Below are 25,739 nucleotides of genomic sequence, written 5' to 3' on the forward strand. Positions count from 1 at the left end.
GCCGTCCGACGGTGCACCACGAACCACCCTTCTCCTCGTTTCCACCGAAAGGAACATGTCATGAGCACTCCCAATAAGCCCCCGTACCTGACCGGCCACTTCGACCCGGTCGTCGACGAGGTCACCGCCACCGAGCTGACCGTCGAGGGCACCCTGCCGCCCGAGCTGAGCGGCCGTCTGCTGCGCAACGGCCACAACCCCAAGCCGGGCGTCACCCCCACCCACTGGTTCAAGGGCAGCGGCATGGTGCACGGCATCCAGCTGCGCGAGGGCCGCGCCGAGTGGTACCGCAACCGCTGGGTGAAGACCCCGGCCCTGGACGGCGCCCCGTACATGACCGAGCGCGGCCCCGATCTGACCGCCTCCGCCGCCGGCACCCACGTCATCGAGCACGCCGGCCGGCTGCTCGCCCTGTGCGAGGCCAATCTGCCGTTCGAGCTGACCCGGGAGCTGGACACGGTCGGCGCCTACGACTTCGGGGGCAGGCTGCGGACCGCGATGACCGCCCATCCCAAGGAGGACCCGGTCACCGGAGAGCTGCACTTCTTCGCCTCCTCGCCCCTCCCGCCGTTTCTCACCTACTACGTCGCCGACGCCTCCGGAGCGATCGTCCACAGCGCCGAGGTCCCGGACGCGACCGGTGCGCTGAAGCACGATTTCGCGATCACCCGCAACCACGTGGTCTTCGTCGAGGGCAACGTCACCTTCGACCCCACCGACCACTCCGGTATCCCCTACGGCTGGGACGACGAGCACCCCTCCCGCATCGGTGTCATGCCGCGGGGTACGGACGGCGCCACGCGGATCCGCTGGTTCTCCATCGAGCCGGGCAACATGCTGCACGTCTCGAACGCCTACGAGGACGAGCGGGGCCGTATCGTCCTGGAGGGCCCGACGGTGGACCGCGAGGGCTTCCGGCTCTCCTGGAACTGGTGGATCGGCGCGCCCGGGCGCGGTTCCGAGCCCGTCTCCCACTCCTACACCCGGCGCTGGGTGGTGGACCTGGCGAGCGGCAGTGTGGACGAGCGGATCGTCGACGACCTGCCGGTGGAGTTCCCGAGCCTCAACGAGGCGTACCTGGGGGCCGAGAACCGCTACCAGTATGCGGTGGCCTTCCCCGACCGGCAGGGCTTCGGCAGCTACGGCATCGTCAAGTACGACCGGGTCAGCGGCGCCCGCCGGATCCGCCGGGTCGGCGACGCCCGGATGCCGAGCGAGGCCCTGTTCGTGCCCGCCGCCGGATCCACCGGCGAGGACGAGGGCTACCTGCTCACCGTGGTCTCCGACCTCAAGCAGGACGCCTCGCAGTTGCTGGTCCTCGACGCGGCCGGTCTCGACACCGTCGCCACCGTCCACCTGCCCCACCGGGTGGCCGCCGGCCTGCACGGCTCCTGGATCGCCGACACCGGCGCCGACCGTGGCTGACCGTCCCCGCCCCGAACAGCTCCTCCCCGAACCGTCACTCCCAGAGGAATCCACGATGTCCCACGTCACGCGCGCCGCGATCCCGCTGATCGCCGCCGCGGCGCTCTCCGGCGCCACCGCGGTCACCGCCACCGCCTCGACGGCCCCGGTCGCCTCGACCGTCAACGCCGTCAACGCCGTCACCGCGCCGTGTCCGCCGAGGATCGTCGCCGACTGGGCCCGCGCCTGGAACGGCACCGACCCCCGGGCGCTCGGCGCGCTGTTCACCGCCCGCGGCGTCTACACCGACCTGGGCGTGGGCGTCACCTTCCACGGCCGGGAGGAGATCGCGGGCTGGAAGGCCCGCGCCGACCGGCTGATCGACGGTGTCCACGTCACCGTGCGCGCCACGCACCGCGACGGCGGCCGGATCACCGTCGAGGCCGTGTACGCAGGTCACCTCAAGGGCGCGCCCGAGGCCTTCGCGGTGCCGATGACGACCTTGCTCGACCTCGACGGCCACGGCCGGATCGTCTCGGACCAGGACCACTACAGCCTGGCCGAGGTGCTCGCCCAGTCCGGCCTGCCCGCCGACTGGACCCCGCCCGCCTCCTGAATCCCGGCGCCACGGCGTCACGGACCCACCCCGGACCCAACGGCCGGCGGCATCTCCCCTGCCGCCGGCCGTTGCCGTTCCCGCTGCCGCTCCCGTTTCCGCTCCCGTTCCCGTCCGCCTCACCGACAAGAAATCTTTCCTTGACAATTTTTCTTGTCGGAGTGATCCTTGAAGCATGTTGGACGTCGCCGTGATCGAAGAACCCGCAGCGGCCGAGGCCTCGCTGGACCCGATCCGGCGGCGCATCCTCGCCGCTCTCGCCGAGCCGGGCTCGGCCGCCGCGCTGGCCGCCCGCCTGGGGCTGGCGCGGCAGAAGGTCAACTACCACCTGAAGGAGCTGGAGCGGCACGGCCTGGTCGAACTCGCCGAGGAACGGCGCAAGGGCAACGTCACCGAACGGGTGTACCGGGCCACCGCCGCCTCCTACGTGATCTCGCCCGCCGTGCTGGCCGCCGTGAGTCCGGACCCGACCCGCTCGCCGGACCAGCTCTCGGCCCGCTGGCTGCTGGCCCTCGGCTCCCGGTTGGTGCAGGAGGTCGGCACGCTGCTGACCGGCGCCGCCCGGGCGCAGCGGCGGGTCGCCAGTTTCGGCATCGACGCGGAGGTGCGGTTCGCCTCGGCGGCCGACCGCACGGCCTTCGCCGACGGACTCGCCGAGGCGGTCGCCACCCTGGTCGCCCGGTACCACGACGAGTCCGCCCCCGGCGGGCGCAGCCACCGGGTGGTGGTCGGCCTGCACCAGATCCCCGCCGCCGCCGCCCCCGTCCCCGACACCGACACCGAAACCGACACCGAGACCGCCCCCGATCCCGGCCCTGGACAGGAGAACGTACGATGACCCACCCGTTCGAGATCGAGCTGGAGACGGTGCTGCCGGCGAGCCCGGACGAGGTCTGGGAGGCGATCGCCACCGGACCGGGCATCGACTCCTGGTTCATGGGCCGCAACGAGCTGGACCCGCGCGAGGGCGGTACCGCCGCGATGGAGATCGGTGGTCAGCGCGAGGAAGCCCTGATCACCGCCTACGAGCCCGGCAAGCGCCTGGCCACCCGGACCGCCACCGCCGAGAACGGCCGCTTCATGGCCTTCGAGTACCTCGTCGAGGGCCGGGAGGGCTCCGCCACCGTGCTGCGCGTCGTCCACAGCGGTCTGCTGGGCGACGACTGGGAGGACGAGTACGACGCGCTGCGGCGCGGCTGGCCGTTCCACCTCCACACGCTGGTCGAGTACCTCACCCACTTCCGGGGTCGTACCGGAGCGCCCGTCTTCGGTGTCGCGGCGGTTCCCGGCCGACCGGCGGCGGAGCTCCGAGGTGTGCTGGCGAGCGCGCTCGCGCTGCCCTCCGCACCCACCACCGGCACCCGGGTCTCGGCCCGTCCGGCGGGACTGCCGCCACTGGACGGCGAGGTGGTGTGGGCGGACGACGAGCGCTTCGCGATCCGCACCGGCGACGGCCTGTACGGCTTCCACCACAGCGCCGGCCTGGTGCTGATGTTCCACCACCTCTTCGGACCGGACACCGACGGCGCCGAGGCCTCCTGGCAGCAGTGGCTGACCGGCCTCCTCGCCTGACCGCCCGGACAGCGCCCTCGGCGACACCGCTCACCCGTTCACCCGTTCACCCGCTCACCCGCACCAGCAACCCGAGGAATCACCATGCGCACGCTGATCAGCACTGCCTTCGTCTCCCTCGACGGTGTCGTCGAGGCCCCGGGCGGGGAGTCCGGCTACCGCAACGCGGGCTGGACCTTCAAGGACATCGAGTTCCTCCCCGAGGCCTTCGAGATCAAGGGCCGGGAGCAGGAGGAGGCCACCGCGATGCTGCTGGGCCGGGTCAGCTACGAGGCGTTCAGCCCCGTCTGGCCGGACATGGCGGACTTCGCCCGCTACCGGACCCTGCCGAAGTACGTGGTCTCCACCACCCTCGCCGAGGACGACCTGGTGCCGAACTGGGGCGAGACCACCATCCTGCGCTCGCTCGACGAGGTCGCCGCCCTGAAGGAGACCGAGGGCGGCCCGATCATCGTCCACGGCAGCGCCTCGCTCAACCGGGCGCTCTCCGACGCCGGCCTGATCGACCGCTACCACCTGCTGGTCTTCCCGCTGCTGCTCGGCGCGGGCAAGCGGCTCTTCAGCGACACCGACAAGGACACCCAGAAGCTGAAGCTGGTCGAGTACGCCGCCTACGCCAACGGCCTGCAGAAGCAGGTCTTCGACGTGGTCCGCTGACGCGCGCCACGTACCGTCAGAGTTCCCGCAACCCCCGGTCGGCCCGGGTGCCCTCCACCAGCTTGGCGAGGGCCGCCCGGGTCTCGGCCGGTCGCCGCAGCGGGCGGATCAGCGCCACCGCCTTGTCCAGCCAGGCGCGGTCGCCGAGCAGCGCGGCCTCCCCCGTCCCGACCACGACGGCGAACAGCGCCTCCGCGGCGGCCAGTTCGTGCGGCGCGTACCGCTGACCCCGGTGGTGGCCGAAGCGGCCGGTCCAGTACTCGTAGGGGTGCCGCAAGGTCGCGGTCAGATGCGGGCCGGTCAGTCCGAGCGGCGCCATCTGGCCGAGCGTGAGCAGCGCGGTCCGCCGCGAGCCCGTCCACCGGTGGGGCGTGACCGCGAGCCCCAGACTCATGAACCGGCCCCACCCGACGACCGCGCCGGGGTGCCCGTCGGCGTACGGGACGATGCCCTCGGCGGTGAGTTCCAGGTGGTTCCGGTCCCGGTGGTCGCCCAGCAGCCACCGGCCGTCCACCCGGACCAGCGGTCCGAGCGCGTGGGCGGATCCGGGCTCGTTCGCGGGAGTGTCCACGCTTCCTCCTCGGGACAGCAGGCCCTCCCGCGGTCGGCGGGCCTTGGCATGATGCGGTAATGAATGATGATCAGATCAGCATATTCACCGAGGTCGTCCCGCTGGAGCAGTACAGCCACACCGAGATCCTCGGCGACGGGCCGGACCCGTTCCAGGTCGCCGAGCACGGGATGGTCTGGCGGCCCAAGGACCTCCACTTCGGCATCCGCGCCGAGCCGGACGGCCGGCTGGTCGCCCACGCCGGACTGGTGGTCCTGCCGGTGTCGATCGACGGGAGCCCGACCGAGATCGTCGGACTCGGCGGTGTGGCCGTCGCCGGCGACCGGCGCGGGCACGGCCTCGCCCGGAAGGTGGTGGACGGCGCCCTCGCCCACGCCCGCACCCTCGGGCCGCGCTTCGCCGTCCTGTTCTGCCGCCCGGACAAGGCCGGGCTCTACGCCCGCCTCGGTTGGCGGCCACTGGCGGGCCCGGTCGAGGTCGAACAGCCCACCGGCCCGGCGACGATGCCGCTGCGCACGATGTGGTTCCCGCTGCACGACGGTGCCGAGTGGGCCGCAGGGGAACTCCGGTTGCACTCGCTGCCGATGTGACGCGTGGGAAGCTGACCCCATGAAGTTCGAATTCGAGGCCGAGCTCTGGATCTGGGAAGCCCGGCGCTCCGACAACTGGACCTTCGTCAGGCTGCCCGTCGAGGCCTCCGAGGAGATCCACGACCTCACCGCCGCCGGGCCGAGGCGCGGCTTCGGCTCGCTGCGGGTGCGGGTCACGATCGGCGCCAGCAGCTGGCAGACGTCGATCTTCCCGGCCTCCGACGGCGCCTACGTGCTCCCGGTCAAGCGCGCCGTCCGCAAGGCCGAGGACCTCGACGCCGGTGACACCGCCACCGTCACCGTCGAACTCCTCGACCTCTGACGGTCCGGCCCGTTCGGACGGTCCGGCCCGTTCGGACGGGCCGGACGGGCCGGTCACAGCATCCGCTGGTACTGGTGGGTCTCGTGCGTCGGCCGGTACCCGAGCGCCTCGTTGACCCTCCGCATCGAGGTGTTGTCCTCGGCGGTGTCGGTCAGCAGGCCGCCGAGGGCCGGGTGCCGGCGGCGGGTCAGGGCGATCGCCTCGGCCTTCATCCGCCGGGCGAGGCCGTGCCCGCGGTGCGCGGGCAGGACGGCGGTGCCGTAGTGCCGGCCGTCGCCGGTGCCGTCGGCCGGGACCACCAGTTCGGTGAAGCCGACCATCGAACCGTCGGACACGGCCACCGCCGCCACCGTGTGCAGGTGTTCGCCGCGCAGCTCCACCACCCGGGCGACCGCCCGGAGCCGGTCGACGTCCCAGCTCACCGTGCCGTGGTCGACCTCACCCATCGGCATGTCGTCCATCGCGCGGCGGGCGGCGGCGTACGGGACGGCGAGCTCGTCGGGGACGGCACCGTCCCAGGCCACCAGTCGGTAGGCCCGCTCCGTCCCCCCGGACGTCGCCACCTCGGCCGACCCGGTCAGGTCGAGCCTGGCGTGCCGCAGGGTCAGCGCCTTCCGGAACCCCTGCGCGGAGAGGAACTCCTCGCCCGGCGTCCCGTCGTCGACCGCCGCCACCACGGCCCGCCGTCCGTCGGCGGCGGCCGCCGCCACCGCGGTGTCCACCAGCCGCGCCCCGACCCCCTGACGCCGCTCCACCGGGTGCACCCGCACGGCCAGTTCGGCCAGGTGTGCCTGCCCCGGGTCGGTGAACAGCCGCAGCGAGGCCGTCCCGACCGGATTCCCCTCCCCGTCCACCGCCAGCCACACCAGCCGCCGGCTGTGGGTGCCGTGATCGGGATCGGTCATGGCAGTGATGCGAATCGACAAATCTTCTCCATGAACCGGGTTCGGACGTGCCCGAAGCGACAAGACGCCGGACCCTAACCGCCCTCGCGACCCGTCCGCAACGAGGTTTCCCGTCCCGGCGCCGGAGCATCGCCGTCCGTCGGAGCACCGTCGTCCGTCGGAGCACCGTCGTCCGTCGGAGCACCGTCGTCCGTCGGAGCACCGTCGTCCGTCGGAGCACCGTCGTCCGTCGGAATCCCGCGATCCGGGAGACGGGGGAGCGTGATCCGGAATAGGTTGGCCGACACCGGAGTCGGGTGGGGGACGGGAAGGGGAACCGGGAATCGTGGAGATCGGTCTGGCGCTGGTGGACGGCGCTTCGGGGGCTGCGGTGCCGGCGGCGGCGCGCTCGTTGGCGCAACGGCTGCGGGCCGAGGACGAGTTGCGGGGCCGGGTGGCGCTGCGCGGCAGCGCCCCGGCGGCGGGGGAGATGAACGCCGGGGTGGTCCAGCTGGTGACCGTGGCCCTCGCCTCCGGGGGCGCCGGGACGGTGCTGGTGCGGGTGGTGGCGGACTGGCTGCGAGGGCAGCGCAGCCACCTGGTGATCAGGGTGAGCAGGACCGAGCACGAGACGTACGAGCTCGAACTCGACAACGTCAAGGACGCGGGCGAACTGATCGACCGCTTCGAAGCCTTCGTCAACGGGCAGCAGGAGCACGAGCAGGAGCAGCCACGCGACCGGGCGACCGGCCATGGCGCTGCCTGACGGACCGGGCTCGCGGATCGTCCTGATCGGCTCGGCCGCCTACCGGCACGACGACCTGCCGCCGCTGCCCGCCGTCCGGAACAACCTCACCGACCTGGCCGCCGCGCTCACCGACCCGCAGCAGGGCTGGCTCGACGAGGCCCAGTGCACCCTGGTGCCCGACCCCCGGACGGCGGCCGACGTCGTCCGCGCCCTGCGGCCGTCGGTCCTGGAGGCCGAGGACCTGCTGCTCGTCTACTACGCGGGCCACGGGATCGTTGAGGACACCGACTACTACCTCGCGGTCACCGAGACCGACCCCGAGGAACCGTCGATCAGCGCGCTGCCGTACCGGACGCTGCGCAAGGTGGTGCTCGGCGCCCGGGCCCGCAACCGGGTCGTCATCATCGACGCCTGCTGGTCCGGGATGGCCACCACCGCCCACATGGCGGGCGGCCAGGAAAGACTGCGCACCCAGACCGCGATCGAGGGCGCTTTCGTACTGGCCTCCTCCGAGCACGACAGCACCTCGCTGGCGCCGGTGGGGGAGCGGTTCACCGCGTTCACCAAGGAGCTGATCGGACTCCTCCAGGACGGATCGTCACGGCTCGGACCGGAGTTGACGCTCGACAACGTCTATCAGCACCTGCTCCACGAACTCACCGCGGCCGGGCGTCCCCGGCCCACCAGGACGGCCACCAACACGGCCGCCCGCCTGGTGATCGCCCGCAACCGCGGGTACCGCCCGGACACCGGCTCCTGGCGGGCCGACCGGTCCGGCCACGCCGGGCACCCGGCGCTGCGGGAGGGCCGGCTGCTGCTCGACGAGGAGGAGCGCGCCGGGCACGTCGGCGGGTACGAGGAGGCCGCGGACGGCTACGCCGCCGTCGCCCAGGTGCTGAGCCGACTGTTCGGCCCCAAGGACGAACTCGCCGAGGCCGCCCAGCACAGCCGTGCGTTCTGGGCGGCCCGCCGGGCGTCGATCGTGGCCGCGGTCCCCCCGCCGCCCGAGCAGCCCCCACTGACCGGCTTCCGGACGGTCGGCATCGAACTCGGCCCCACGTCCTGCATGGTGGCGGCCCTCGACGGTGACCGGATCGAAATCGTCCCCAACGCCGAGGGCGAGCGGCGGACCCCGTCCGTGGTCGCGTTCACCGGTGGGAACGGTGACCGGGTGCTGGTGGGCGCCCCGGCCGTGCGGCAGGAACTGGTCAACCTGGACGGCACGTTCCGGCTGTCCGAGGCGGACCGGATCGGCGCGGACGGCGTGTTCCTGGCCGGTGGTTCCCCGGTCACCGCCGACCGCGTCTGCACCGCCTTGCTCACCAAGCTCAAGGGGGACGCCGAGGAGCGGCTCCGCGAGCGGGTCGTCCGAGCGGTGATCGTCGTTCCGGCCGCCACCACGGAGGCGGAGCGGCGCCGGATCCGCCGGGCCTGCCGGGCCGTGGACATCGAACTGCTGCGCATCGTCTCCACCTCGTTGGCCGCCGGCCTCGCCTTCGACCGGCAGTTGGGCGGGCGGGAGTCGGCCGTGCTCGTGGTGGGGCTGGAAGGGAGGTCCTCGGAGGCGGCCGTGATCGCGGTCGGTGAGGGCATGACGGCTGTGGACTCGGTGGCGTCCGACGAGCGGTTCGGCATCGAACACTGGGTGGCTCGTCTCGCCGACGACCTGCTGAAGCAGTTCGAGCAGCGCCACGGCATCCGTCTCGGCGGGGACCGGACCGCTCGTCGGCGGCTGCGTGAGGCGGCGGCGAACGCGGTGGAGGAACTTGCTTCGGCGGGCGCGACGACCGTCCGCCTCCCGCACTTCGCGGTCACCTCCGACGGGCCGGCCGATCTGGAGGTCCTGGTCACCCGCGAGCGGTTCGATCGGCTCACCGTCGCTCTGCTGGCCTCCTGCGAGGCTCTGGTCGAGCGGGCGTTCACGTATTCGTGGCTGGCGGACCGCACGGACATCGAGCACGTTCTGCTGGTCGGCGCCGCAGCCCGGATCCCGGCGTTGGTCGAAGCGGTACGCGGGATCAGTACCCGGGCGCAGGTCAACGTCGGAGTCACGGCAGACACCCTGGCGGCGACCGGGGCGATGCTCCAGGCGGGGGTGATCACCGGTGTGGTGCGGGACATGCTCGGGGTGGACGCCGTTCCCCGGGCCATCGGTATCGAGATCGAGGGCGGACGGACGGAGGTGCTGGTGAGCCCGGGCACCAACCTCCCGGCGAGGACGTCCAAGATCTTCAGCACGGCCGCGGGCGATCAATCGGGGGTGAACATCAACGTCTACCAGGGCATGTACGAGACCGCGGCCCGGAACACCCTGCTCGCGAGTCTCCGGCTGTCCGGACTGTCCGAGTGGTCGCAGATCGAGGTCACCGTCGACCTCGACGCCGACGGCGAGATCCTGGTGTCCGCCGAAGACGTCGGCTCCGGACGGTCCGAGACGCTCCGCGACGTCACCGGTTCCGAGCCGCCCACGGCGCCCTTGTTCGGCGACCTGCCCGTGGTGTTCCAGTGGCCGGACCTGGACGAGGAGCCGGAACCGCCCCAGCAGCAGACGAAGTCCTGACCCACCGGGGGTGTACCTGGGTACACCCCCGCCGGGCACCTGGACGCAATGTCCGGCCGCCCGCGCCCCGGAAGAGTCGTCGTCGACGGAAACACGCGGACGAGCGGACCGGAGGCGGACGACATGAGGACCGGACGACAGGGCGGGAAACCCCCGTGGAAGGCCGAGGCGGGAGTCTTCCTCGCCGTCGCCTTCCTCGGCGCCGGGGCGCTGGGCGCGCTCCAGCCGGCCACCGGCATCCCGGACGAAGTGGTGCAGCTGACCCAGTTCGGGCCCGCCGCAGGCGTGCTGGCGGTGGCCCTGCTGTGGCCGGAGCGCGTTCGCACCCGGCTCGCCGGTACCGTCCGCGCGCGGCGCGACACCGCGTGGGCGGGCCCCGGCCGCAACCGCGTCGGCCTCCTCCTGCCCACCGGGCCCCTGATCATCGCCCTCGCCGCCACGGCCTACGCGCTGCTCGGCGACGGCGACGCCCGGCTGACCGACCCCCGCTCCCTGGCCCACCCGTTCACGCTGGTCGTGCTCGCCCAGCTGGTCGGCGCCTGCGGCGAGGAGATCGGCTGGCGGTGCTACCTGCAGCCGCTGCTGCGGACCCGCTTCGGTCCGCTCGCCGCCCCCGTCGCGGTGGGGGTGCTCTGGGGCTGCTGGCACGTCCAGGTGTTCGCCCAACGGCCTGCGTACGCGGCCGGGTTCCTGCTGGCCACGGTCGCGATGTCGGTGGTGCTCGGGCTCGCCCTGGAGGGGGTGCGGGCCCACCGGCTGCTGCTCGCGGGCGGCTTCCACACCCTGGTCAACCTCGGGATGCTGCTGACGATGGACGAGGAGGACGGCACGGTGCTGCCGATGCTTCTGCTCGGCGGCGCCTGCCTGCTGGCGGCCGTGCCGTGGGTGCTGCGGGCCCGGCGGGCAGCCCGGCCGGGCGTCCGTCGGCGGACGGCGCCGGATAGGATCCCGGCGGTGCGGCACGGGGCGCGCTGAGGTGACGGAACGACGGGTGGGCGCGGCGGTGCGGGGGCGAGTGGCGGGAGAAGTCGCGGGCGGGGTGCGGGCGTTGCTCCGCTGCCAGCTCACCGCCCTCGCGGCCTTCGCCGTGACCGGGGTCGCCGTCCTCGTGGTTCTCGTGCTGCTGCTGGTCCCGGTCGGTCCGGGGCAGCCGCTGCTGCCGGGCGCGGCGGCGCTGCTGCGGCGGTGGTCGGACCGGTACCGCGCCTGGACGGTCGAGTGGACGGGGACCCGGATCAGTCCGCCCGACCCGCTGCCGGAGGGCGACGGCCCGACGTCCACCGACGGTCGGCGGCGGGCCCACCGGATCCTCGGTGACGAGGGCTTCTGGCGCGATGTCCGCTGGGCCTGGCTGGAGCCGTGGGTGGGGGCGTTCCTGGTGTCCGTGCCGCCGACCCTGGCCGGGTTCGGACTGTTCGGCGCGCTCGTCCAGCCCTTCGTCTGGCGCCTGCTCGGGCCGAGCAACTGGTACGCCTTCGTGCCCGTCGACTCGACCGCCTCGATGCTCGCCGCCGCCGTGCTCGGCCTGCTGTTCGTGGCGGGCGGGCTGCGGCTGGCGCCCGCGGCGCTCGGGCTGCACGCCCGGTGGAGCCGGTACACCCTCGCCGCGCCCTACAGCACCGAACTGGTCCGCCGGGTCGAGCACCTCGCCGACACCAGGGCCGAGGCGCTGGACGCGCAGGCGGCCGAACTGCGGCGGATCGAACGCGATCTGCACGACGGCGCGCAGGCCCGGCTGGTCTCCCTCGGCATGACCCTGGACGCGGCGACCCGGCTGCTGGACTCCGACCCGGACGGCGCCCGCGACCTGCTGCGCGAGGTCCGGGCGAGTTCGACCCGGGCGCTCCAGGACCTCCGGGAGCTGGTGCACGGCATCCACCCCCCGATCCTCACCGACCGCGGCCTCGGCGACGCCGTCCGCTCCCTCGCGCTGGACTGCTTCCTGGACGTGCACGTCACCGTCGACCTGCCGGGGCGCTTCCCGGCGCCGGTCGAGGCGGCGGCCTACTTCGCGGTCGCGGAGCTGCTCGCCAACGCGTCCAAGCACGGCGGCGGCCGGGAGGTGACGATCCGGCTGGCGCACGCGGACGGGACCCTGACCGCCGTCGTCACGGACGACGGCCGGGGCGGGGCGGACCCCGGCCGGGGCAGCGGACTGCGCGGCGTGGTGCGCCGGCTGAGTACCGTCGACGGAACCCTCGCCCTGCACAGCCCGCCGGGCGGCCCGACCACCGTGACCCTGGAGATACCGTGCGCGTCGTCCTCGCCGAAGACCTCTTCCTGCTCCGGGACGGGCTGATCCGGACTCTCGAGGAGCACGGGTTCGAGGTGGTCGCGGCCGTCGACAACGGTCCCGACCTGCGGCGCGCGCTGCACGAGCGGGAGCCGGACGTCGCGGTGGTCGACGTCCGGCTGCCTCCCTCCTTCACCGACGAGGGGCTGCGGGCGGCGCTGGAGGCGCGCCGTGCCCGGCCGGCCCTGCCGGTGCTGGTCCTCTCCCAGTACGTGGACCGGCTCTACGCGCGGGAGTTGCTGGCGGACGGCCGGGGCGCGATCGGCTACCTGCTCAAGGACCGGGTCACCCGCACCGAGCAGTTCGTGGACGCGGTGCGGACGGTCGCGGGCGGCGGCACGGTGATGGACCCGCAGGTGATCGCGAAGCTGCTGGCGCGCGGGGACGCCCGGGGCAGCACCGCCGAACTGACGCCGCGTGAGCACGAGGTGCTGCGGCTGATGGCCGAGGGCCGGTCCAACGCGGCGATCACGCGTACCCTGCACATCAGCGAGAGCGCGGTGGCCAAGCACACCGCGAGCATCTTCGCCAAACTGCGGATCGAGTCCTCGGCCGACGACAACCGCCGGGTCCTCGCCGTCCTGGCCCACCTGGAACGCTGATCCGGGTGCGCCGCTTGACCTTCACACCGGTGTGAAGGCCGATGATGGCCCCATGACGACCTTCGATCCCCGCGCCCTGCTCGACGCCGCCCGCCTCGGTGTGCTGGCCACGATCAAGTCCGACGGGCGGCCCCAGTTGTCGCCGGTCATGCCGTTCTACGACCGGGCCGCCGAGCGGCTGTACGTCTCGATCACCGAGGGCCGGGCCAAGACGGCCAATCTGCGCCGCGACCCGCGCGCCGCCCTCGAGGTGACCCGGGCCGACGGCCGGGCCTGGGCGACCGCGGAGGGCACCGTCACCCTGGTCGGGCCCGGCAGCGATCCGAAGGGCCCCGAGGTGGAGGCCCTGGTCGACTACTACCGGCAGGCGGCCGGCGAGCACCCGGACTGGGACGAGTACCGGGCCGCGATGGTGGCCGACCGGAGGGTCCTGATGGTGCTCGACGTCGACCACGTCTACGGCCAGCAGCTGGGCTGACCCGGACCCGGACCCGGACACGGACACGGACACGGGCCCGCGCCCGGGCTGGGACAGGGGAGCGGGCCGGGCCTCATGCATGAGGCCCGGCCCGCTCCCGCTCCCGTCGGTCAGGCGCGTCCGGCCGCCCGCTGGGTGCGGCGGGCGAGGGAGTCCACGACCACGGCCGCCAGCAGCACCGCGCCGGTGATCATGAACTGGATGGCGTTGCTCAGTCCCTGGATGTTCATGCCGGACTGGATCGAGCCGATCACCAGCGCACCGAGCAGCGCCGACCAGGTCGAGCCGCGTCCGCCGAACAGGCTGGTGCCGCCGATGACACCGGCCGCGATGGCGTTCATCAGCAGGTTGCCGCCGCCCGAGGTCTGGCTGGCCGACTGGATCTGCGCGGCCAGGAACAGGCCGCCGACGGCCGCCATGGTGGAGCAGATGGTGAACACGCTGATCCGGATCCAGGACACGTTGATACCGGCCCGCCGGGCGCCCTCGATGTTGCCGCCGAGCGCGAACACCTGCCGGCCGTAGGTGGTGCGCCGCAGCACGAAGTCCAGCACCACGATGAAGACCAGGAAGATCAGCAGGGCCAGCGGCAGGCCCTTGTACTGGTTGAGCGTGTAGGCGGCCAGGAAGGCGATCACCGTGATCGCCGCCGTGCGCAGCGCGATGTCCAGCACGGGGCGGGACGGCACCCCGGCGGCCTGGCGCCGCCGGGCGTCCAGCACCGAGGCACCCAGGAAGAGCAGCACGCCGACGGCGGCCGCCCCGTACGCCGCGGCCTGGTCGCCGTAGATGGTGCTGTAGAGCCGGGAGACGATGTCCTTGCCGGACAGGTTGACGGTGCCGCTGGCGCCCAGGACCTGGAGCATCAGACCGTTCCAGCCGAGGTTGCCGGCCAGGGTGACGACGAAGGCCGGTACGCCGACCTTGGCGAAGAACACGCCCTGGATCAGGCCGACCACCGCGCCCCCCGCGAGGGCGGAGAGCAGGGCGACCCACTGGTTGACGCCGTGGGTCACGTTCAGCACCGCGAAGATCGCCGCGCACAGGCCGCTGACCGAGCCGACCGAGAGGTCGATCTCGCCGAGCAGCAGCACGAACACCACGCCGATCGCGATCATGCCGGTGCCGACGATCTGCTGCGAGAGGTTGGAGAGGTTCTGGGCGGACAGGAAGGAGCTGTTCAGGCTCCCGAAGACGGCCCAGATCACGATCAGCGCCAGCACCACCGGGAGCGAGCCCAGTTCGCCGCTGGTGACGCGGCGGCGGAACTCGCCCAGGTAGCCCTTGACGCCCTCCTGCCGCACGATCAGCCGCGGGTCGACCGCCGGGGTGGCCTCGGCGGCGACGGGTACGGCGGCGTTGACACCCCCCTTGGGCATGCTGTCCTCGGGGAGCGGTGCGTGGCGGTGCTCGTCGCCGCCGGGGGTCTGCTCGGTCATGGGGAGCCCTCCGTGCCGCGGGCCTCCCGGCGGGTCACCGCGTTGTCCGTGGCGCCGGTGATGGCCGAGATGATCTCTTCCTGGCTGGTCCGGTGCTTGTCGAAGACGCCGTTGTTGCGGCCGAGCCGCAGCACCGCGACGGTGTCCGCGACGGCCATCACGTCGGCCATGTTGTGGCTGATCAGGATGACGCCGAGGCCCTGGTCGCGGAGCCGCTCGACCAGGTCGAGCACCTGGGCGGTCTGCTCCACGCCGAGGGCGGCGGTCGGCTCGTCCAGCATCACGACCTTCGGCGAACCGACCAGCGCGCGGGCGATCGCCACCACCTGGCGCTGACCGCCGGACAGCGAGGCGACCGGGATCCGCACGCTGGGGATGCGGATGGAGAGGGTGTCCAGCAGGGAGCGGGACCGCTTCTCCATCGCGACCTCGTCGAGGATCGCGAAGCGCCGGATCTCCCGGCCGAGGAAGAGGTTGCCGACGACATCGAGGTTGTCGCAGAGCGCCAGGTCCTGGTACACCGTGGCGATGCCCAGCTGCTGTGCGTCCTGCGGCCGGTGGACGCTGACCGGGCGGCCCTGCCACTCGATCGTGCCCTCGTCCGGCTGGTGCACCCCGGCGATGGACTTGACCAGGGTGGACTTGCCGGCGCCGTTGTCGCCGACCAGGGCGAGCACTTCGCCGGCGCGGACCTCCAGCTCGATGCCGGTGAGCGCCTGGACGGCGCCGAACCGCTTGGAGACCCCGCGCAGGGCCAGGACGGTCTCACCCGTCACGGTGACCAACTCCCTCGACCGGGTTGGCGGGCACGGTTACTGGAGGCCCGCGGCCTTGCAGGCGTCCGCGTAGTCCGGGGTGCAGATCTGGTCCACGGTGTAGAGGCCGTCGGCCACCACGGTGGTCTTGATGTTGTCCTTGGTCAGCACGACCGGGGTGATCAGGTTGGCCGGGACCTGGTTGCCGCTGCCGTTGGTGACGGTGACCGGCACCAGCGCCGGGTCCAGCGGCTTGCCCTGGGCGAAGGTGACCGCCATCTGCGCCGCGATGTCGGTCTCCGGCTTGAACGGCTTGTAGATCGACATCGTCTGGGTGCCCACCAGGATCCGCTGCACGCCGTCCAGCTGGGCGTCCTGGCCGGTGAGCGGCACGCTGAGGCCGGCCGCCTTGAGGGCGGTGGCGATACCGGCGGCCATGCCGTCGTTGGCCGAGTAGACACCGACCACATTGGGCCCGCCGATCGCGATGATCGCGGCGGACGCCTCCTGGTTGGCGTTGTTCGGGTCCCAGTTGGGGGTGTCGTACTCCTTGCCGATCTTCAGCTTGCCGTCGATCGCGCTGTGCGCGCCGGCCTTGAAGTCGGCCGCGTTGGGGTCGGTGGGGGAGCCGTTGATCATGATGATCGACCCGGATCCGGCCTTGTCGCCGACGGCGGCGACCAGGGCCTCGCCCTGGAGCTGGCCGACCTTCTTGTTGTCGAAGGAGACGTAGGCGTCGACCGGTCCCTGCGCCAGGCGGTCGTAGGCGATCACCTTGACGCCGGCGTCGTGCGCCTTCTGGACCGAGGACTGGATCGACTTCGCGTCCACGGCGTCCAGGATCAGCACCTTGTCGCCCTTGGTGAGCGCGGTGTCGACCTGGGTCTGCTGGGTCGTGGCGTTCTCGTTCGCGTTGTAGTAGTCGATCTGGGCCTGCGGCGCCAGCTCCTTGATCTTCTGCTCGATCAGGGGCCGGTCGAACTGCTCGTAGCGGGTGGTCTTGGTCTCGGGCAGCAGCAGCCCGATCCGGACCGCGCCGACCGTGCTCCCGCCGCCGGCGGAACCGCTCGCGGAGCCGGAGGAGCCGCCTCCGGAGGACTCCTTGGCGCTGCCGCACGAGGACAGCGCGAGACCGAGGGAAACCACTGCGGCGGCCGCGAGCGTGCGGCGAAGCCCGTTGTTCATGAGGATGCCTCTTCCGGTTGGACCCGCCCCGTTCTTCGGTCCCCCGCGTCCGAGTCTGCGAACTGCGGGCCGACACCACGATCGGAGCTGGGCCGAACGGGTAGGGCGGGACGGGTTGGGAGGGGCGGGGACGGGGGCGGGGCGCTCGTCCCGTCCCCGTCCCCGTCCCCGTCGACGTCCCGTCCCGTCCTGCCCTCGTCCCCGGATCCTCAGCCGAAGTCGAGCGACCCCGTCCGGGTGCGCTTGAGCTCGAAGAACGCCTTGTGCCCGGCGAGCAGCCGGACGCCGTCGAAGACCTGGACGGCCTCCTCCCCGCGCGGGATCGCGTTCAGCACCGGTCCGAAGAACGCCGTGCCGTCGACGTGGAGGGTCGGAGTGCCGACCTCCTCGCCGACCGGGTCCATGCCCGCGTGGTGGCTGCGGCGCAGCGCCTCGTCCCACTCGGTGCCGTGCGCGGCCCCGGCGAGCTCCTCCGGCAGGCCGGCCTCGGCCAGCGCCTCGCGGAGGAGCTCGTCGTCGACCTCCCGGTCCTCGACGTGGAGCCGGGTGCCGAGCGCGGTGTAGAGGTCGCGCAGCACCCCGACGCCGTGCTGCTCGGCGGCGGCGACGCAGACCCGGACCGGGCCCCAGCCGGTGCTGAGCAGTCGCTCGTAGCGTTCGGGCAGGCCCTCGCGGCCCTCGTTGAGCACGGACAGGCTCATCACCCGGAACGTCAGGTCGAGGTCCCGGTGCTTCTCCACCTCCAGGATCCAGCGGGAGGTGATCCAGGCGAACGGGCAGATCGGGTCGAAGTAGAAGTCCACGGTGCTGGTCGGGGCACCGGTGTCGGCATGGGTGGCTGAAGTGGTCACGCGGCCGAGCGTAGGGGCGGGCCGGACCGCTCGGAAGGGCCGCTCCGGCGCGGGTTTCCTGGGCCACTCGCGGTTCCGGCCGCCGCGACCCGCCCGGGCCGCGCCGTCACTCCGACAGGTGAGGGATCGTCACTGTCGGTGCTCGGCGGCGTGATTCGAAGCGGTGAACTACTTCCGCTGTTCGGGTGAAGGAGTGGCTCCGGACCTTTCCGATCTTGAGCGGATATGCTGCCGCCCCGTCAGGCCCTCGCGAAGCCCTCGCGACGGGCGGTACGGGACGAGGGTTGGAGCCGACAACATGATGGGACCGGCACATTCGCTGTCCGGCGCGGCGGCGTGGCTGGGCGCGGGAGCGATCGCGGCGGGGATGGGCGAACCGATGCCCTGGCCGGTACTGCTGGCGGGGACGCTGATCTGCGCGGGCGCCGCACTGGCACCGGACCTCGACCACAAGGCGGCCACCATATCCAGGGCGTTCGGCCCGGTCTCGCGGGTCCTCTGCGAGGTGATCGACCATCTCTCCTACGCCGTCTACAAGGCGACCCGCAGCAAGAAGGACCCCCGTCGCACCGGCGGCCACCGCACGCTGACCCACACCTGGGTGTGGGCGGCGCTGTGCGGCGCGGGCGCGTCGGCCGTCGCCGTCTACGGCGGACGGTGGGGCGTGCTCGGGGTGCTCTTCGTGCACATGGTGCTGGCCATCGAGGGACTGCTGTGGCGCCAGGCCCGGGTCTCCAGCGACGTCCTGGTCTGGCTGCTCGGCGCGGCGGGCGCCTGGATGCTGACGGACGTCCTGGACAAGCCGGGCAACGGCTCGCTCTGGCTGTTCGACCAGCCCGGGCAGGAGTACCTGTGGATCGGCCTGCCGATCACCCTCGGCGCGCTGGTGCACTGCCTGGGTGACGCGCTCACCGTCTCCGGCTGCCCGGTGCTGTGGCCGATCCCGATCGGCCGCAAGCGCTGGTACCCGATCGGCCCGCCGAAGGGGATGCGCTTCCGGGCCGGCAGCTGGGTGGAGCTCAAGGTGCTGATGCCGGTGTTCATGGGTGCCGGCGGCCTGTGCGCGGTGGGTGCGCTGGGCTACTTCGGCTGACCGGCTGACCGGTTGATCGGCCGCGCGGCCGCGACCGCGCGGGTGACAGGGCCCCGTACCGGGGGAGCGACTCCGGTACGGGGCCCTGTCGCGTCTGCGCGGCGGGACCAGTGCTTGCCTTCGATACCCCCCAGGGGTATAAATGAGCTCATCGCGCAGAGATACCCATGGGGGGTATCTGGAACTGCCGCCGACACCGACGGAGGAATCCCATGTCCTGCTGCTCCACCGAAGGCACCTGCTCGACCGGCGCCGAGACCCCCGATGTCGTCGTGGCCGCCGCCGAGGGCGATGCCCCTGTTGCCGAGGCCGAGGCCGACGCCGACGCCGAGGTCGACGCCGACCGCGTTCCCGCCCGGCAGTCCTGAAATCCCGGCGGGTCCGGGGTCCCGAACCCCTGGGGGGTATCGGCCCCGGGCCCGGATCCGATCGACAACGAGCACGAGGAGCTCAGATGACCACCCAGGCACCCGCCTCCACCGAGGTGGAACTCCGGATCGGCGGCATGACCTGCGCCTCGTGCGCCGCCCGGATCGAGAAGAAGCTCAACCGGATGGACGGGGTCGAGGCCACCGTCAACTACGCCACCGAGAAGGCCAGGGTCGTGTTCGGGCCGGACGTGAGCGTGGCCGACCTCGTCGCCACCGTCGAGGCCACCGGCTACACCGCCGCCCCGCCCCGGACGGACGCCGCCGCCCCCGCCGCAGGCCCGGCCGTCCCGGGCGGCGACCCCGCCGGAGAGCCTGCCGACGACCTCGCCCCGCTGCGGCAGCGGCTGATCACCGCGGTCGTGCTGGCCGTCCCGGTCGTCGCCATGGCGATGGTCCCCGCCCTCCAGTTCGACAACTGGCAGTGGCTCTCGCTCACCCTCGCCGCGCCCGTCGTCACCTACGCCGCCTGGCCGTTCCACCGGGCCGCCTGGACCAACCTCAAGCACGGCGCCGCGACCATGGACACCCTGGTCTCGCTCGGCACCGGTGCCGCGTTCCTCTGGTCCCTGTGGGCGCTGTTCCTCGGCCACGCGGGCATGCCCGGCATGCGGCACGGCTTCGAGTTCACCGTCGCCCGGGGCGACGGCTCGTCCAGCATCTACCTGGAGGCCGCCGCCGGGGTCACCGCCTTCATCCTGGCCGGCCGCTGGTTCGAGGCCCGCTCCAAGCGGCGTGCCGGGGCCGCGCTGCACGCCCTGCTCGACCTCGGCGCCAAGGACGTCGCCGTGCTGCGCGACGGCACCGAGGTGCGCGTCCCGATCGGCGGGCTGGCCGTCGGCGACCGGTTCGTGGTCCGCCCCGGAGAGAAGATCGCCACCGACGGGGTGGTGGTCGAGGGCGCCTCCGCCGTCGACGCCTCGATGCTGACCGGCGAGTCCGTACCGGTCGAGGTCGCCGTCGGCGACACCGTCACCGGCGCCACCGTGAACGCCGGCGGCCGGCTCGTGGTGGAGGCCGCCCGGGTCGGCGCGGACACCCGGCTCGCCCGGATGGCCCGGCTGGTCGAGGACGCCCAGAACGGCAAGGCCGCCGCCCAGCGGCTCGCCGACCGGATCTCCGCCGTCTTCGTCCCGATCGTGATCACTCTGGCCCTCGCCACCCTCGGCTACTGGCTCGCCACCGGGGAGGGCTGGACGGCCGCCTTCACCGCCGCGGTGGCGGTGCTGATCATCGCCTGCCCGTGCGCCCTCGGTCTGGCCACCCCGACCGCCCTGATGGTCGGCACCGGCCGCGGCGCCCAGCTCGGCATCCTCATCAAGGGCCCCGAGGTCCTGGAGAACACCCGCCGGGTCGACACCGTCGTCCTCGACAAGACCGGCACCGTCACCACGGGCCGGATGACCCTGCTCGCCGTCCGCACCACCGGGGACACCACCGAGGACGAGGTCCTGCGCCTGGCCGGCGCCCTGGAACACGCCTCCGAACACCCCGTCGCCACCGCGATCGCCGGCGCCGCCGCCGAACGCCTCACCACCCTGCCCCCCGTCCAGGACTTCGAGAACGTCCCCGGCCTCGGCGTCCAGGGGGTCGTGGACGGCCACGCGGTGGTCGCCGGACGCGAGGCCCTGCTCGCCGAGTGGGCGCAGCACCTGCCGGCGGAGCTGGCGGAGGCCAAGCGGGCCGCCGAGTCCGCCGGACGGACCGCCGTCGCGGTCGGCTGGGACGGCGCCGCCCGCGCCGTGCTGGAGGTCGCCGACGCCGTGAAGCCCACCAGCGCCGAGGCCGTCGCCGCACTGCGCGCCCTCGGCCTGCGCCCGGTCCTGCTCACCGGCGACAACCGCGCCGTCGCCGAGACCGTCGCCGCCGAGGTCGGCATCCCCGCCGAGGACGTCCACGCCGAGGTACTGCCCGAGGACAAGGTGGCGGTGGTCGAGCGGCTGCAGAGCGAGGGCCGGGTCGTCGCGATGGTCGGGGACGGTGTCAACGACGCCGCCGCCCTCGCGCAGGCCGACCTCGGCCTCGCCATGGGCACCGGCACCGACGCCGCCATCGAGGCGAGCGACCTCACCCTGGTCCGCGGCGACCTGCGCTCCGCCGCCGACGCCATCCGCCTCTCCCGCAGGACCCTCGCCACCATCAAGGGCAACCTCTTCTGGGCCTTCGGCTACAACGTCGCCGCCATACCCCTCGCCGCCGCCGGACTCCTCAACCCCATGATCGCCGGCGCCACGATGGCCTTCTCCTCGGTGTTCGTGGTCGGCAACAGCCTCCGGCTCCGCACCTTCCGCTGAGCGCCCCGGCCGGCGCCCGGCCGCCCGGGGGCCCCGGAACCGTCCCGGTTCCGGGGCTCCGGCGCGTCCGCGCTCCCGGCACCGGGCGCTGATCCGATGAGGCGACATCACCGAGGCGTTCCCCGAGGTCAGCGACCCGGTCGCATAGCCTGTCGCCCTGCCGTCGGCCGGGCGGCTCGGGGACCTGTTCCGCGGACGTGGACAAGGGGTGCAAGGTGGCTTCCTCGGCAACGAACGGCTCCGTCGGACGCGGATCGCGCTTCCGCGCCTGGCTGCTGGAGGGCCTGTCCGACCGGGCCAAGCAGCACCCCGGCCCGCACGCCCAGGCCCCCGCCGAACAGGCCCGCCCCTGGTGGCGGGTGATGTGCCTGACCGGCCTCGACTACTTCTCCACCCTGGGCTACCAGCCCGGCATCGCCGCCCTGGCGGCCGGTCTGCTCTCCCCGGTGGCGACCGTCGTCCTCGTCGTGGTCACCCTCTGTGGCGCCCTGCCCGTCTACCGCCGGGTGGCCCGGGAGAGCCCGCACGGCGAGGGCTCGATCGCGATGCTGGAACGCCTGCTGTCGTTCTGGCAGGGCAAACTGTTCGTTCTCGCGCTGCTCGGCTTCGCGGCCACGGACTTCATGATCACCATCACCCTGTCGGCCGCCGACGCCACCGCCCACCTGGTCGAGAACCCGCATCTGCACAGCGCCCTGACCGGCAAGCAGGTCCTCATCACCCTGGTGATGATCGCGCTGCTCGGCGGGGTCTTCCTCAAGGGCTTCAGCGAGGCGATCGGGCTGGCCGTCGTCCTGGTCGCGATCTACCTCGGGCTCAACGTGGTCGTCGTCGTGAACGGCTTCTACCACGTGCTCAGCTCCCCGGGAGTGGTGAGCGACTGGGCGGACGCGCTCACCGCGGAGCACGGCAACGTCGTCGCCATGATCGGCGTCGCCCTGGTGACCTTCCCCAAACTCGCCCTCGGCCTCTCCGGCTTCGAGACCGGCGTCGCCGTCATGCCGCACATCGAGGGCGACCCGGACGACACCGAGGAGAAGCCCACCGGCCGGATCCGCGGCGCCCGCAAGCTGCTCACCACGGCCGCGCTGATCATGAGCGTGTTCCTGATCACCACCAGTTTCATCACCACCCTGCTGATCCCGAAGGAAGCCTTCGAGAAGGGCGGGGAGGCCAACGGGCGGGCGCTCGCCTACCTGGCCCACGAGTACCTCGGCAACACCTTCGGCAGCGTCTACGACCTGTCCACCATCGCGATCCTCTGGTTCGCCGGAGCCTCCGCCATGGCCGGCATGCTCAACCTGCTGCCCCGCTACCTGCCCCGCTACGGCATGGCGCCGCACTGGGCGAAGGCGGTCCGGCCGATGGTCATCGTGCTCACCCTGATCGCCTTCCTGGTCACCTGGCTCTTCGACGCCAGCGTGGACGCCCAGGGCGGCGCCTACGCCACCGGTGTCCTGGTGCTGATCAGCTCCGCCGCGATCGCCGTCACCATCGCCGCCCGCGCCGCCCGCCAGACCGGCTGGACCATCGGCTTCGCGATCATCGCGGCCGTCTTCCTCTACACCACGGCCCTCAACATCGCCGAACGCCCCGACGGCGTGAAGATCGGCGCCTGCTTCATCGCGGCCATCGTGATCGTCTCCCTGCTCTCCCGGCTCAAGCGCGCCTTCGAACTCCGGGTCACCGACATCGTCTTCGACGAGGCCGCCGAGCGCTTCGTGCGCGACTACACCCACCGGCCGCTGCGCCTGATCGCCAACGAGCCGAACAGCCGCGACCTCGTCGAGTACCAGGAGAAGAAGCGCCAGATCCGCGCGGACAACGACATCCCGGTCGAGGACGACCTGGTCTTCGTCGAGGTGACGGTCAAGGACCCCTCGGAGTTCGAGGCGGTGCTCACCGTGCACGGCGAGGTGCTGCACGACCGCTACCGGGTGCTCACGCTGGAGAGCTCCAGCGTCCCCAACGCGTTGGCCGCGCTGCTGCTCACGGTCCGGGACCGCACCGGGCAGCAGCCGCACATCTACTTCGAGTGGACGGAGGGCAATCCGTTCGCGCAGTTCCTGCGGTTCTTCCTGTTCGGGCAGGGCGAGGTCGCGCCGGTGACCCGCGAGGTGTTGCGGGAGGCGGAGCCGGACCGTACGCTGCGGCCGCGCGTCCACGTGGGCTGAGGTGCGAAGGGGGAACCGGGGAGGTACGGGGCCTGTGCCAATGGGTTGTCAGGTGCATAGCATGGCAGCGCAGTCCGTCGGCCCCGGCCCGCCAGCCCGAAGAGGAGCAACTTCCGTGCGCAGTCGCAGGTTCGGCTCGATCGTCCTGACCGGTGCCCTGGCCCTCGCCGCCCTCGGCACCGCCCCGGCGGCGGTCGCCGGTCCGGTCGCCCCCGCGGGGCCGGCCGCCGTCGAGGGCCCGGTCGTCGTCGGGGGTCCGGCCGCCGTCGAGGGCCCGTCGGTGGCCGCGGCCGCGGACGGCTCCCGGCACCGGGTCGAGGTCTTCGCCGAGGACGGCTCGATCGGACGGGCCACCGTGCCGGCCGCCTCCCCGTACCTGACCGGCGACCGCCCCGGCCTCGCCCCCGCCGCCGGGGACGGCGAGGTCACCCCGATCCTGCGCAGCGGCGACAGCGCGGCCAAGGTCGATGTCGTGGTCATCGGCGACGGCTACACCGCCGCCGAGCAGGAGAAGTTCCGCGCCGACGCCACCGCCAAGTGGCAGGAGCTCAGCGCCGTCGAGCCCTACGCCGCCTACCGGAACCTGTTCAACGTCTGGGCCGTCGCCACCGTCTCCGCCGAGTCCGGCATCACCGGCGACCCGGACCGCGCCACCGTCCGCAACACCGCGCTCGGCTCCTACTTCTGGTGCGAGGACATCGAACGGCTGCTGTGCGTCGACACCAAGGCCGTCGAGACCTACGCCGTCAAGGCCCCGCAGGCCGACCTGGTCCTCGTCGTCGCCAACACCGCCAAGTACGGCGGGGCCGGCTACAACGTCGCCTCCCCGCTCGGCTACGACGGCATCGCCACCGTCGCGGGCGGCAACCCGAAGGCCGGGCAGATCGCCGTGCACGAGACCGGCCACTCGCTCGGCAAGCTCGCCGACGAGTACTTCTACGACGGCTCCGACGCCTACCCGGCCGAGGAGGGCGAACCGGCCGAGCCCAACATCAGCATGTACACCGCCGACCGGCTCACCCACGACCGCGCCAAGTGGTACCGCTGGATCGGCCGGACCTCGCCCGACGGGGGCGTGGTCGGCAGCTACGAGGGTGGCGGCTACTACCCCAAGGGGCTGTACCGGCCCACCGAGAACTCGATCATGCGTTCGCTCGGCCGGGAGTTCAACCTGCCCGGACGGGAGGCGATGATCGCCGGGTTCTACCGCCACGCCGTCCCGCTCACCAGCCCCACCCCGGCCGGCACCCCGCTCACCCGGTCCGACCGCCTCACCGTCGGCCTCCCGGTGGCCGGCACCACCCTCAGCTGGTCCCTGGACGGCCGCACCCTGCCGCAGCTGCGCGGCCGGACCACCGTCGACCTGCGCACCGTCCCGCTCCCCGGCCCGCGCGGCCGGACCCACACCCTGACCGCCACCGCCACCGACCCCACCCCCGCCGTCCTCGACCCGGCCCTCCGGGCCGCCCTGACGGCCTCGCTCTCCTGGCCCGTCACCCACTGACCGGGGCCGGCCGCGGGCGCCGGCCCGGCCCTGGACGGAACGTCGGACCGGCCGACTTCCGGTGCGGGGCCGGGCGGCCGTGGAGCGGGTGGCCCGGGTGATCACGGCATGCGTACTCTCACCCCGGGACCGGACACGTCGGGACCGGACACGTCGGCCCGGTCCCGAGGCGGGGATCGGGGAGCGGAGTGCCGGATTGCGGCCTCGGCCCCGGACGCCGTCCGTGCCCGGGTCGCCGCCGTCCTCGATCTCGACGCCGGGCTGCCCGCGCCGGTCTTCCGCGAACTCGCCGACGAGGCGGTGTTCTGCGAGTTCGACCTGCTGCTCGCCCCGGACGCCCGACCGGCGCCCGACTGGCGCCCGACCGGCGCTCGCGGGCCGGTCGGGCTGCACGGCGACCGGCAGATCGACCTGCTCGTGGTCGAGGCGGGCGCCCTCGGCCGGCCGCCCGGCACTGTCGCTGTCCGTCGGGGCCGCGCCGGACGACTACTGGGCGGGGCCGGCTTCCACTCGGGCCGGGAACGCGCGCGGACCGTCGAACTGACCGGTCCCGGCGAAGGCTCCTCCGTTCGTCGGGCTGCGGGCCGGTGGGTCGGGACGGGAAGCTGACGTCGACTTCTTCGCGCAGTCCGCACGCGAGCTCCGGTTCGCCGATCACCCCGTGTCCGACACCGCTGATCGTGCCCGACGACTGGAGCGGTTCTCGGAGCTCCGACTCG

General features: G+C 72.9%; 25 protein-coding genes. 19 read left to right on the top strand and 6 right to left on the bottom strand.

Annotation, left to right across the window (positions count from 1 at the left end; genetic code table 11):
- Positions 1–60 precede the first annotated feature (60 nt).
- From ACIPYS_RS23770 to ACIPYS_RS23790, 5 genes are all read left to right on the top strand, one after another.
- Complete coding sequence (locus ACIPYS_RS23770; RefSeq protein ID WP_400749193.1) at positions 61–1,425, top strand: carotenoid oxygenase family protein; 1,365 nt, start codon at positions 61–63, stop codon at positions 1,423–1,425.
- A 55-nt stretch (positions 1,426–1,480) separates the two neighbouring features.
- Positions 1,481–2,020 carry a nuclear transport factor 2 family protein gene (locus ACIPYS_RS23775; RefSeq protein WP_400749195.1) on the top strand — a complete coding sequence of 180 codons (540 nt, stop codon included), beginning with the start codon at positions 1,481–1,483 and terminating at the stop codon, positions 2,018–2,020.
- A 175-nt stretch (positions 2,021–2,195) separates the two neighbouring features.
- The gene (locus ACIPYS_RS23780; RefSeq protein WP_400749198.1) at positions 2,196–2,858 is read left to right on the top strand and encodes an ArsR/SmtB family transcription factor; all 663 of its coding nucleotides are present in this window, start codon (positions 2,196–2,198) and stop codon (positions 2,856–2,858) included.
- Entirely contained in the window at positions 2,855–3,592 is a 738-nt protein-coding gene (locus ACIPYS_RS23785) for an SRPBCC domain-containing protein (protein WP_400749201.1), read from the top strand. Before ACIPYS_RS23780 ends, ACIPYS_RS23785 begins: the two co-directional genes overlap by 4 nt.
- Positions 3,593–3,676: 84 nt before the next feature.
- Positions 3,677–4,249, top strand: coding sequence for a dihydrofolate reductase family protein (locus ACIPYS_RS23790; RefSeq protein ID WP_093863044.1), 573 nt, complete (start codon positions 3,677–3,679; stop codon positions 4,247–4,249).
- 16 nt (positions 4,250–4,265) lie between these two features.
- Here ACIPYS_RS23790 and ACIPYS_RS23795 read toward each other — a convergent pair whose 3' ends face one another.
- The gene (locus ACIPYS_RS23795) at positions 4,266–4,820 is read right to left on the bottom strand and encodes a hypothetical protein (RefSeq protein WP_400749204.1); all 555 of its coding nucleotides are present in this window, start codon (positions 4,818–4,820) and stop codon (positions 4,266–4,268) included.
- Positions 4,821–4,879: 59 nt separating this feature from the next.
- Here ACIPYS_RS23795 and ACIPYS_RS23800 point away from each other — a divergent pair, with 59 nt between their 5' ends.
- Both ACIPYS_RS23800 and ACIPYS_RS23805 read left to right on the top strand, forming a co-directional pair.
- The gene (locus ACIPYS_RS23800) at positions 4,880–5,410 is read left to right on the top strand and encodes a GNAT family N-acetyltransferase (protein ID WP_093863046.1); all 531 of its coding nucleotides are present in this window, start codon (positions 4,880–4,882) and stop codon (positions 5,408–5,410) included.
- 19 nt (positions 5,411–5,429) lie between these two features.
- On the top strand, positions 5,430–5,732 hold the full coding sequence (locus ACIPYS_RS23805; RefSeq protein ID WP_093863047.1) for a DUF1905 domain-containing protein: 303 nt from the start codon (positions 5,430–5,432) through the stop codon (positions 5,730–5,732).
- Between the two features lie 53 nt (positions 5,733–5,785).
- Here the strand turns inward: ACIPYS_RS23805 and ACIPYS_RS23810 are convergent, their stop codons facing one another.
- A complete protein-coding gene (locus ACIPYS_RS23810) occupies positions 5,786–6,637 on the bottom strand; it encodes a GNAT family N-acetyltransferase (protein ID WP_400749209.1) in 852 nt (283 codons plus the stop codon).
- Positions 6,638–6,962: 325 nt separating this feature from the next.
- Here ACIPYS_RS23810 and ACIPYS_RS23815 point away from each other — a divergent pair, with 325 nt between their 5' ends.
- The 6 genes from ACIPYS_RS23815 to ACIPYS_RS23840 all read left to right on the top strand — a co-directional run bounded on the left by ACIPYS_RS23815 (position 6,963) and on the right by ACIPYS_RS23840 (position 13,297).
- Positions 6,963–7,382, top strand: a complete 420-nt coding sequence (locus ACIPYS_RS23815; RefSeq protein ID WP_093863049.1) for a hypothetical protein — start codon at positions 6,963–6,965, stop codon at positions 7,380–7,382.
- Complete coding sequence (locus ACIPYS_RS23820) at positions 7,369–9,924, top strand: Hsp70 family protein (protein WP_400749214.1); 2,556 nt, start codon at positions 7,369–7,371, stop codon at positions 9,922–9,924. Before ACIPYS_RS23815 ends, ACIPYS_RS23820 begins: the two co-directional genes overlap by 14 nt.
- Before the next feature lie 123 nt (positions 9,925–10,047).
- On the top strand, positions 10,048–10,899 hold the full coding sequence (locus ACIPYS_RS23825; protein ID WP_400749217.1) for a CPBP family intramembrane glutamic endopeptidase: 852 nt from the start codon (positions 10,048–10,050) through the stop codon (positions 10,897–10,899).
- Between the two features lie 40 nt (positions 10,900–10,939).
- A complete protein-coding gene (locus ACIPYS_RS23830) occupies positions 10,940–12,223 on the top strand; it encodes a histidine kinase (protein WP_400749220.1) in 1,284 nt (427 codons plus the stop codon).
- Positions 12,175–12,819, top strand: a complete 645-nt coding sequence (locus tag ACIPYS_RS23835; protein ID WP_093863053.1) for a response regulator transcription factor — start codon at positions 12,175–12,177, stop codon at positions 12,817–12,819. The genes ACIPYS_RS23830 and ACIPYS_RS23835 overlap by 49 nt, the downstream gene beginning before the upstream one ends.
- Positions 12,820–12,871: 52 nt before the next feature.
- On the top strand, positions 12,872–13,297 hold the full coding sequence (locus tag ACIPYS_RS23840; RefSeq protein ID WP_093863054.1) for a PPOX class F420-dependent oxidoreductase: 426 nt from the start codon (positions 12,872–12,874) through the stop codon (positions 13,295–13,297).
- Between the two features lie 110 nt (positions 13,298–13,407).
- On the opposite strand, the gene ACIPYS_RS23845 is transcribed toward ACIPYS_RS23840, so the two are convergent.
- The 4 genes from ACIPYS_RS23845 to ACIPYS_RS23860 form a co-directional block, all read right to left on the bottom strand.
- On the bottom strand, positions 13,408–14,676 hold the full coding sequence (locus ACIPYS_RS23845; protein ID WP_093865273.1) for a sugar ABC transporter permease: 1,269 nt from the start codon (positions 14,674–14,676) through the stop codon (positions 13,408–13,410).
- A gap of 56 nt (positions 14,677–14,732) precedes the next feature.
- Positions 14,733–15,512 (bottom strand): ATP-binding cassette domain-containing protein, encoded by a 780-nt coding sequence (locus ACIPYS_RS23850; RefSeq protein WP_400749225.1) that lies wholly within the window; start codon positions 15,510–15,512, stop codon positions 14,733–14,735.
- 36 nt (positions 15,513–15,548) lie between these two features.
- Entirely contained in the window at positions 15,549–16,676 is a 1,128-nt protein-coding gene (locus ACIPYS_RS23855) for a sugar ABC transporter substrate-binding protein (protein WP_400749228.1), read from the bottom strand.
- 209 nt (positions 16,677–16,885) lie between these two features.
- Positions 16,886–17,527: a DsbA family protein gene (locus ACIPYS_RS23860; RefSeq protein WP_400749231.1), complete on the bottom strand. Its 642-nt coding sequence runs from the start codon at positions 17,525–17,527 to the stop codon at positions 16,886–16,888.
- Between the two features lie 298 nt (positions 17,528–17,825).
- On the opposite strand from ACIPYS_RS23860, the gene ACIPYS_RS23865 reads away from it, so the two are divergent.
- The 6 genes from ACIPYS_RS23865 to ACIPYS_RS23890 all read left to right on the top strand — a co-directional run bounded on the left by ACIPYS_RS23865 (position 17,826) and on the right by ACIPYS_RS23890 (position 25,629).
- On the top strand, positions 17,826–18,620 hold the full coding sequence (locus ACIPYS_RS23865; RefSeq protein WP_093863058.1) for a metal-dependent hydrolase: 795 nt from the start codon (positions 17,826–17,828) through the stop codon (positions 18,618–18,620).
- 212 nt (positions 18,621–18,832) lie between these two features.
- A complete protein-coding gene (locus tag ACIPYS_RS23870) occupies positions 18,833–18,988 on the top strand; it encodes a hypothetical protein (protein WP_400749235.1) in 156 nt (51 codons plus the stop codon).
- Positions 18,989–19,074: 86 nt separating this feature from the next.
- The gene (locus ACIPYS_RS23875) at positions 19,075–21,342 is read left to right on the top strand and encodes a heavy metal translocating P-type ATPase (RefSeq protein WP_400749238.1); all 2,268 of its coding nucleotides are present in this window, start codon (positions 19,075–19,077) and stop codon (positions 21,340–21,342) included.
- A gap of 215 nt (positions 21,343–21,557) precedes the next feature.
- The gene (locus tag ACIPYS_RS23880) at positions 21,558–23,516 is read left to right on the top strand and encodes an amino acid transporter (RefSeq protein ID WP_093865274.1); all 1,959 of its coding nucleotides are present in this window, start codon (positions 21,558–21,560) and stop codon (positions 23,514–23,516) included.
- A gap of 115 nt (positions 23,517–23,631) precedes the next feature.
- Positions 23,632–25,020 carry a M64 family metallopeptidase gene (locus ACIPYS_RS23885; protein ID WP_400749242.1) on the top strand — a complete coding sequence of 463 codons (1,389 nt, stop codon included), beginning with the start codon at positions 23,632–23,634 and terminating at the stop codon, positions 25,018–25,020.
- A 108-nt stretch (positions 25,021–25,128) separates the two neighbouring features.
- The gene (locus ACIPYS_RS23890; RefSeq protein ID WP_400749245.1) at positions 25,129–25,629 is read left to right on the top strand and encodes a hypothetical protein; all 501 of its coding nucleotides are present in this window, start codon (positions 25,129–25,131) and stop codon (positions 25,627–25,629) included.
- Positions 25,630–25,739: the final 110 nt, after the last annotated feature.

Source organism: Kitasatospora sp. NPDC089913 (assembly GCF_044748625.1).
Lineage (GTDB): Bacteria > Actinomycetota > Actinomycetes > Streptomycetales > Streptomycetaceae > Kitasatospora.

What these genes read in the sequence shown, in the direction of transcription:
- ACIPYS_RS23810 (WP_400749209.1), bottom strand. Translation starts at nt 6,637, where the DNA reads ATGACCGATCCCGATCACGGCACCCACAGCCGGCGGCTGGTGTGGCTG.
- ACIPYS_RS23875 (WP_400749238.1), top strand. Translation starts at nt 19,075, where the DNA reads ATGACCACCCAGGCACCCGCCTCCACCGAGGTGGAACTCCGGATCGGC.
- ACIPYS_RS23845 (WP_093865273.1), bottom strand. Translation starts at nt 14,676, where the DNA reads ATGCCCAAGGGGGGTGTCAACGCCGCCGTACCCGTCGCCGCCGAGGCC.
- ACIPYS_RS23805 (WP_093863047.1), top strand. Translation starts at nt 5,430, where the DNA reads ATGAAGTTCGAATTCGAGGCCGAGCTCTGGATCTGGGAAGCCCGGCGC.
- ACIPYS_RS23855 (WP_400749228.1), bottom strand. Translation starts at nt 16,676, where the DNA reads ATGAACAACGGGCTTCGCCGCACGCTCGCGGCCGCCGCAGTGGTTTCC.
- ACIPYS_RS23820 (WP_400749214.1), top strand. Translation starts at nt 7,369, where the DNA reads ATGGCGCTGCCTGACGGACCGGGCTCGCGGATCGTCCTGATCGGCTCG.
- ACIPYS_RS23785 (WP_400749201.1), top strand. Translation starts at nt 2,855, where the DNA reads ATGACCCACCCGTTCGAGATCGAGCTGGAGACGGTGCTGCCGGCGAGC.
- ACIPYS_RS23870 (WP_400749235.1), top strand. Translation starts at nt 18,833, where the DNA reads ATGTCCTGCTGCTCCACCGAAGGCACCTGCTCGACCGGCGCCGAGACC.
- ACIPYS_RS23775 (WP_400749195.1), top strand. Translation starts at nt 1,481, where the DNA reads ATGTCCCACGTCACGCGCGCCGCGATCCCGCTGATCGCCGCCGCGGCG.
- ACIPYS_RS23825 (WP_400749217.1), top strand. Translation starts at nt 10,048, where the DNA reads ATGAGGACCGGACGACAGGGCGGGAAACCCCCGTGGAAGGCCGAGGCG.
- ACIPYS_RS23790 (WP_093863044.1), top strand. Translation starts at nt 3,677, where the DNA reads ATGCGCACGCTGATCAGCACTGCCTTCGTCTCCCTCGACGGTGTCGTC.
- ACIPYS_RS23780 (WP_400749198.1), top strand. Translation starts at nt 2,196, where the DNA reads ATGTTGGACGTCGCCGTGATCGAAGAACCCGCAGCGGCCGAGGCCTCG.
- ACIPYS_RS23800 (WP_093863046.1), top strand. Translation starts at nt 4,880, where the DNA reads ATGAATGATGATCAGATCAGCATATTCACCGAGGTCGTCCCGCTGGAG.
- ACIPYS_RS23770 (WP_400749193.1), top strand. Translation starts at nt 61, where the DNA reads ATGAGCACTCCCAATAAGCCCCCGTACCTGACCGGCCACTTCGACCCG.
- ACIPYS_RS23865 (WP_093863058.1), top strand. Translation starts at nt 17,826, where the DNA reads ATGATGGGACCGGCACATTCGCTGTCCGGCGCGGCGGCGTGGCTGGGC.
- ACIPYS_RS23890 (WP_400749245.1), top strand. Translation starts at nt 25,129, where the DNA reads ATGCGTACTCTCACCCCGGGACCGGACACGTCGGGACCGGACACGTCG.
- ACIPYS_RS23840 (WP_093863054.1), top strand. Translation starts at nt 12,872, where the DNA reads ATGACGACCTTCGATCCCCGCGCCCTGCTCGACGCCGCCCGCCTCGGT.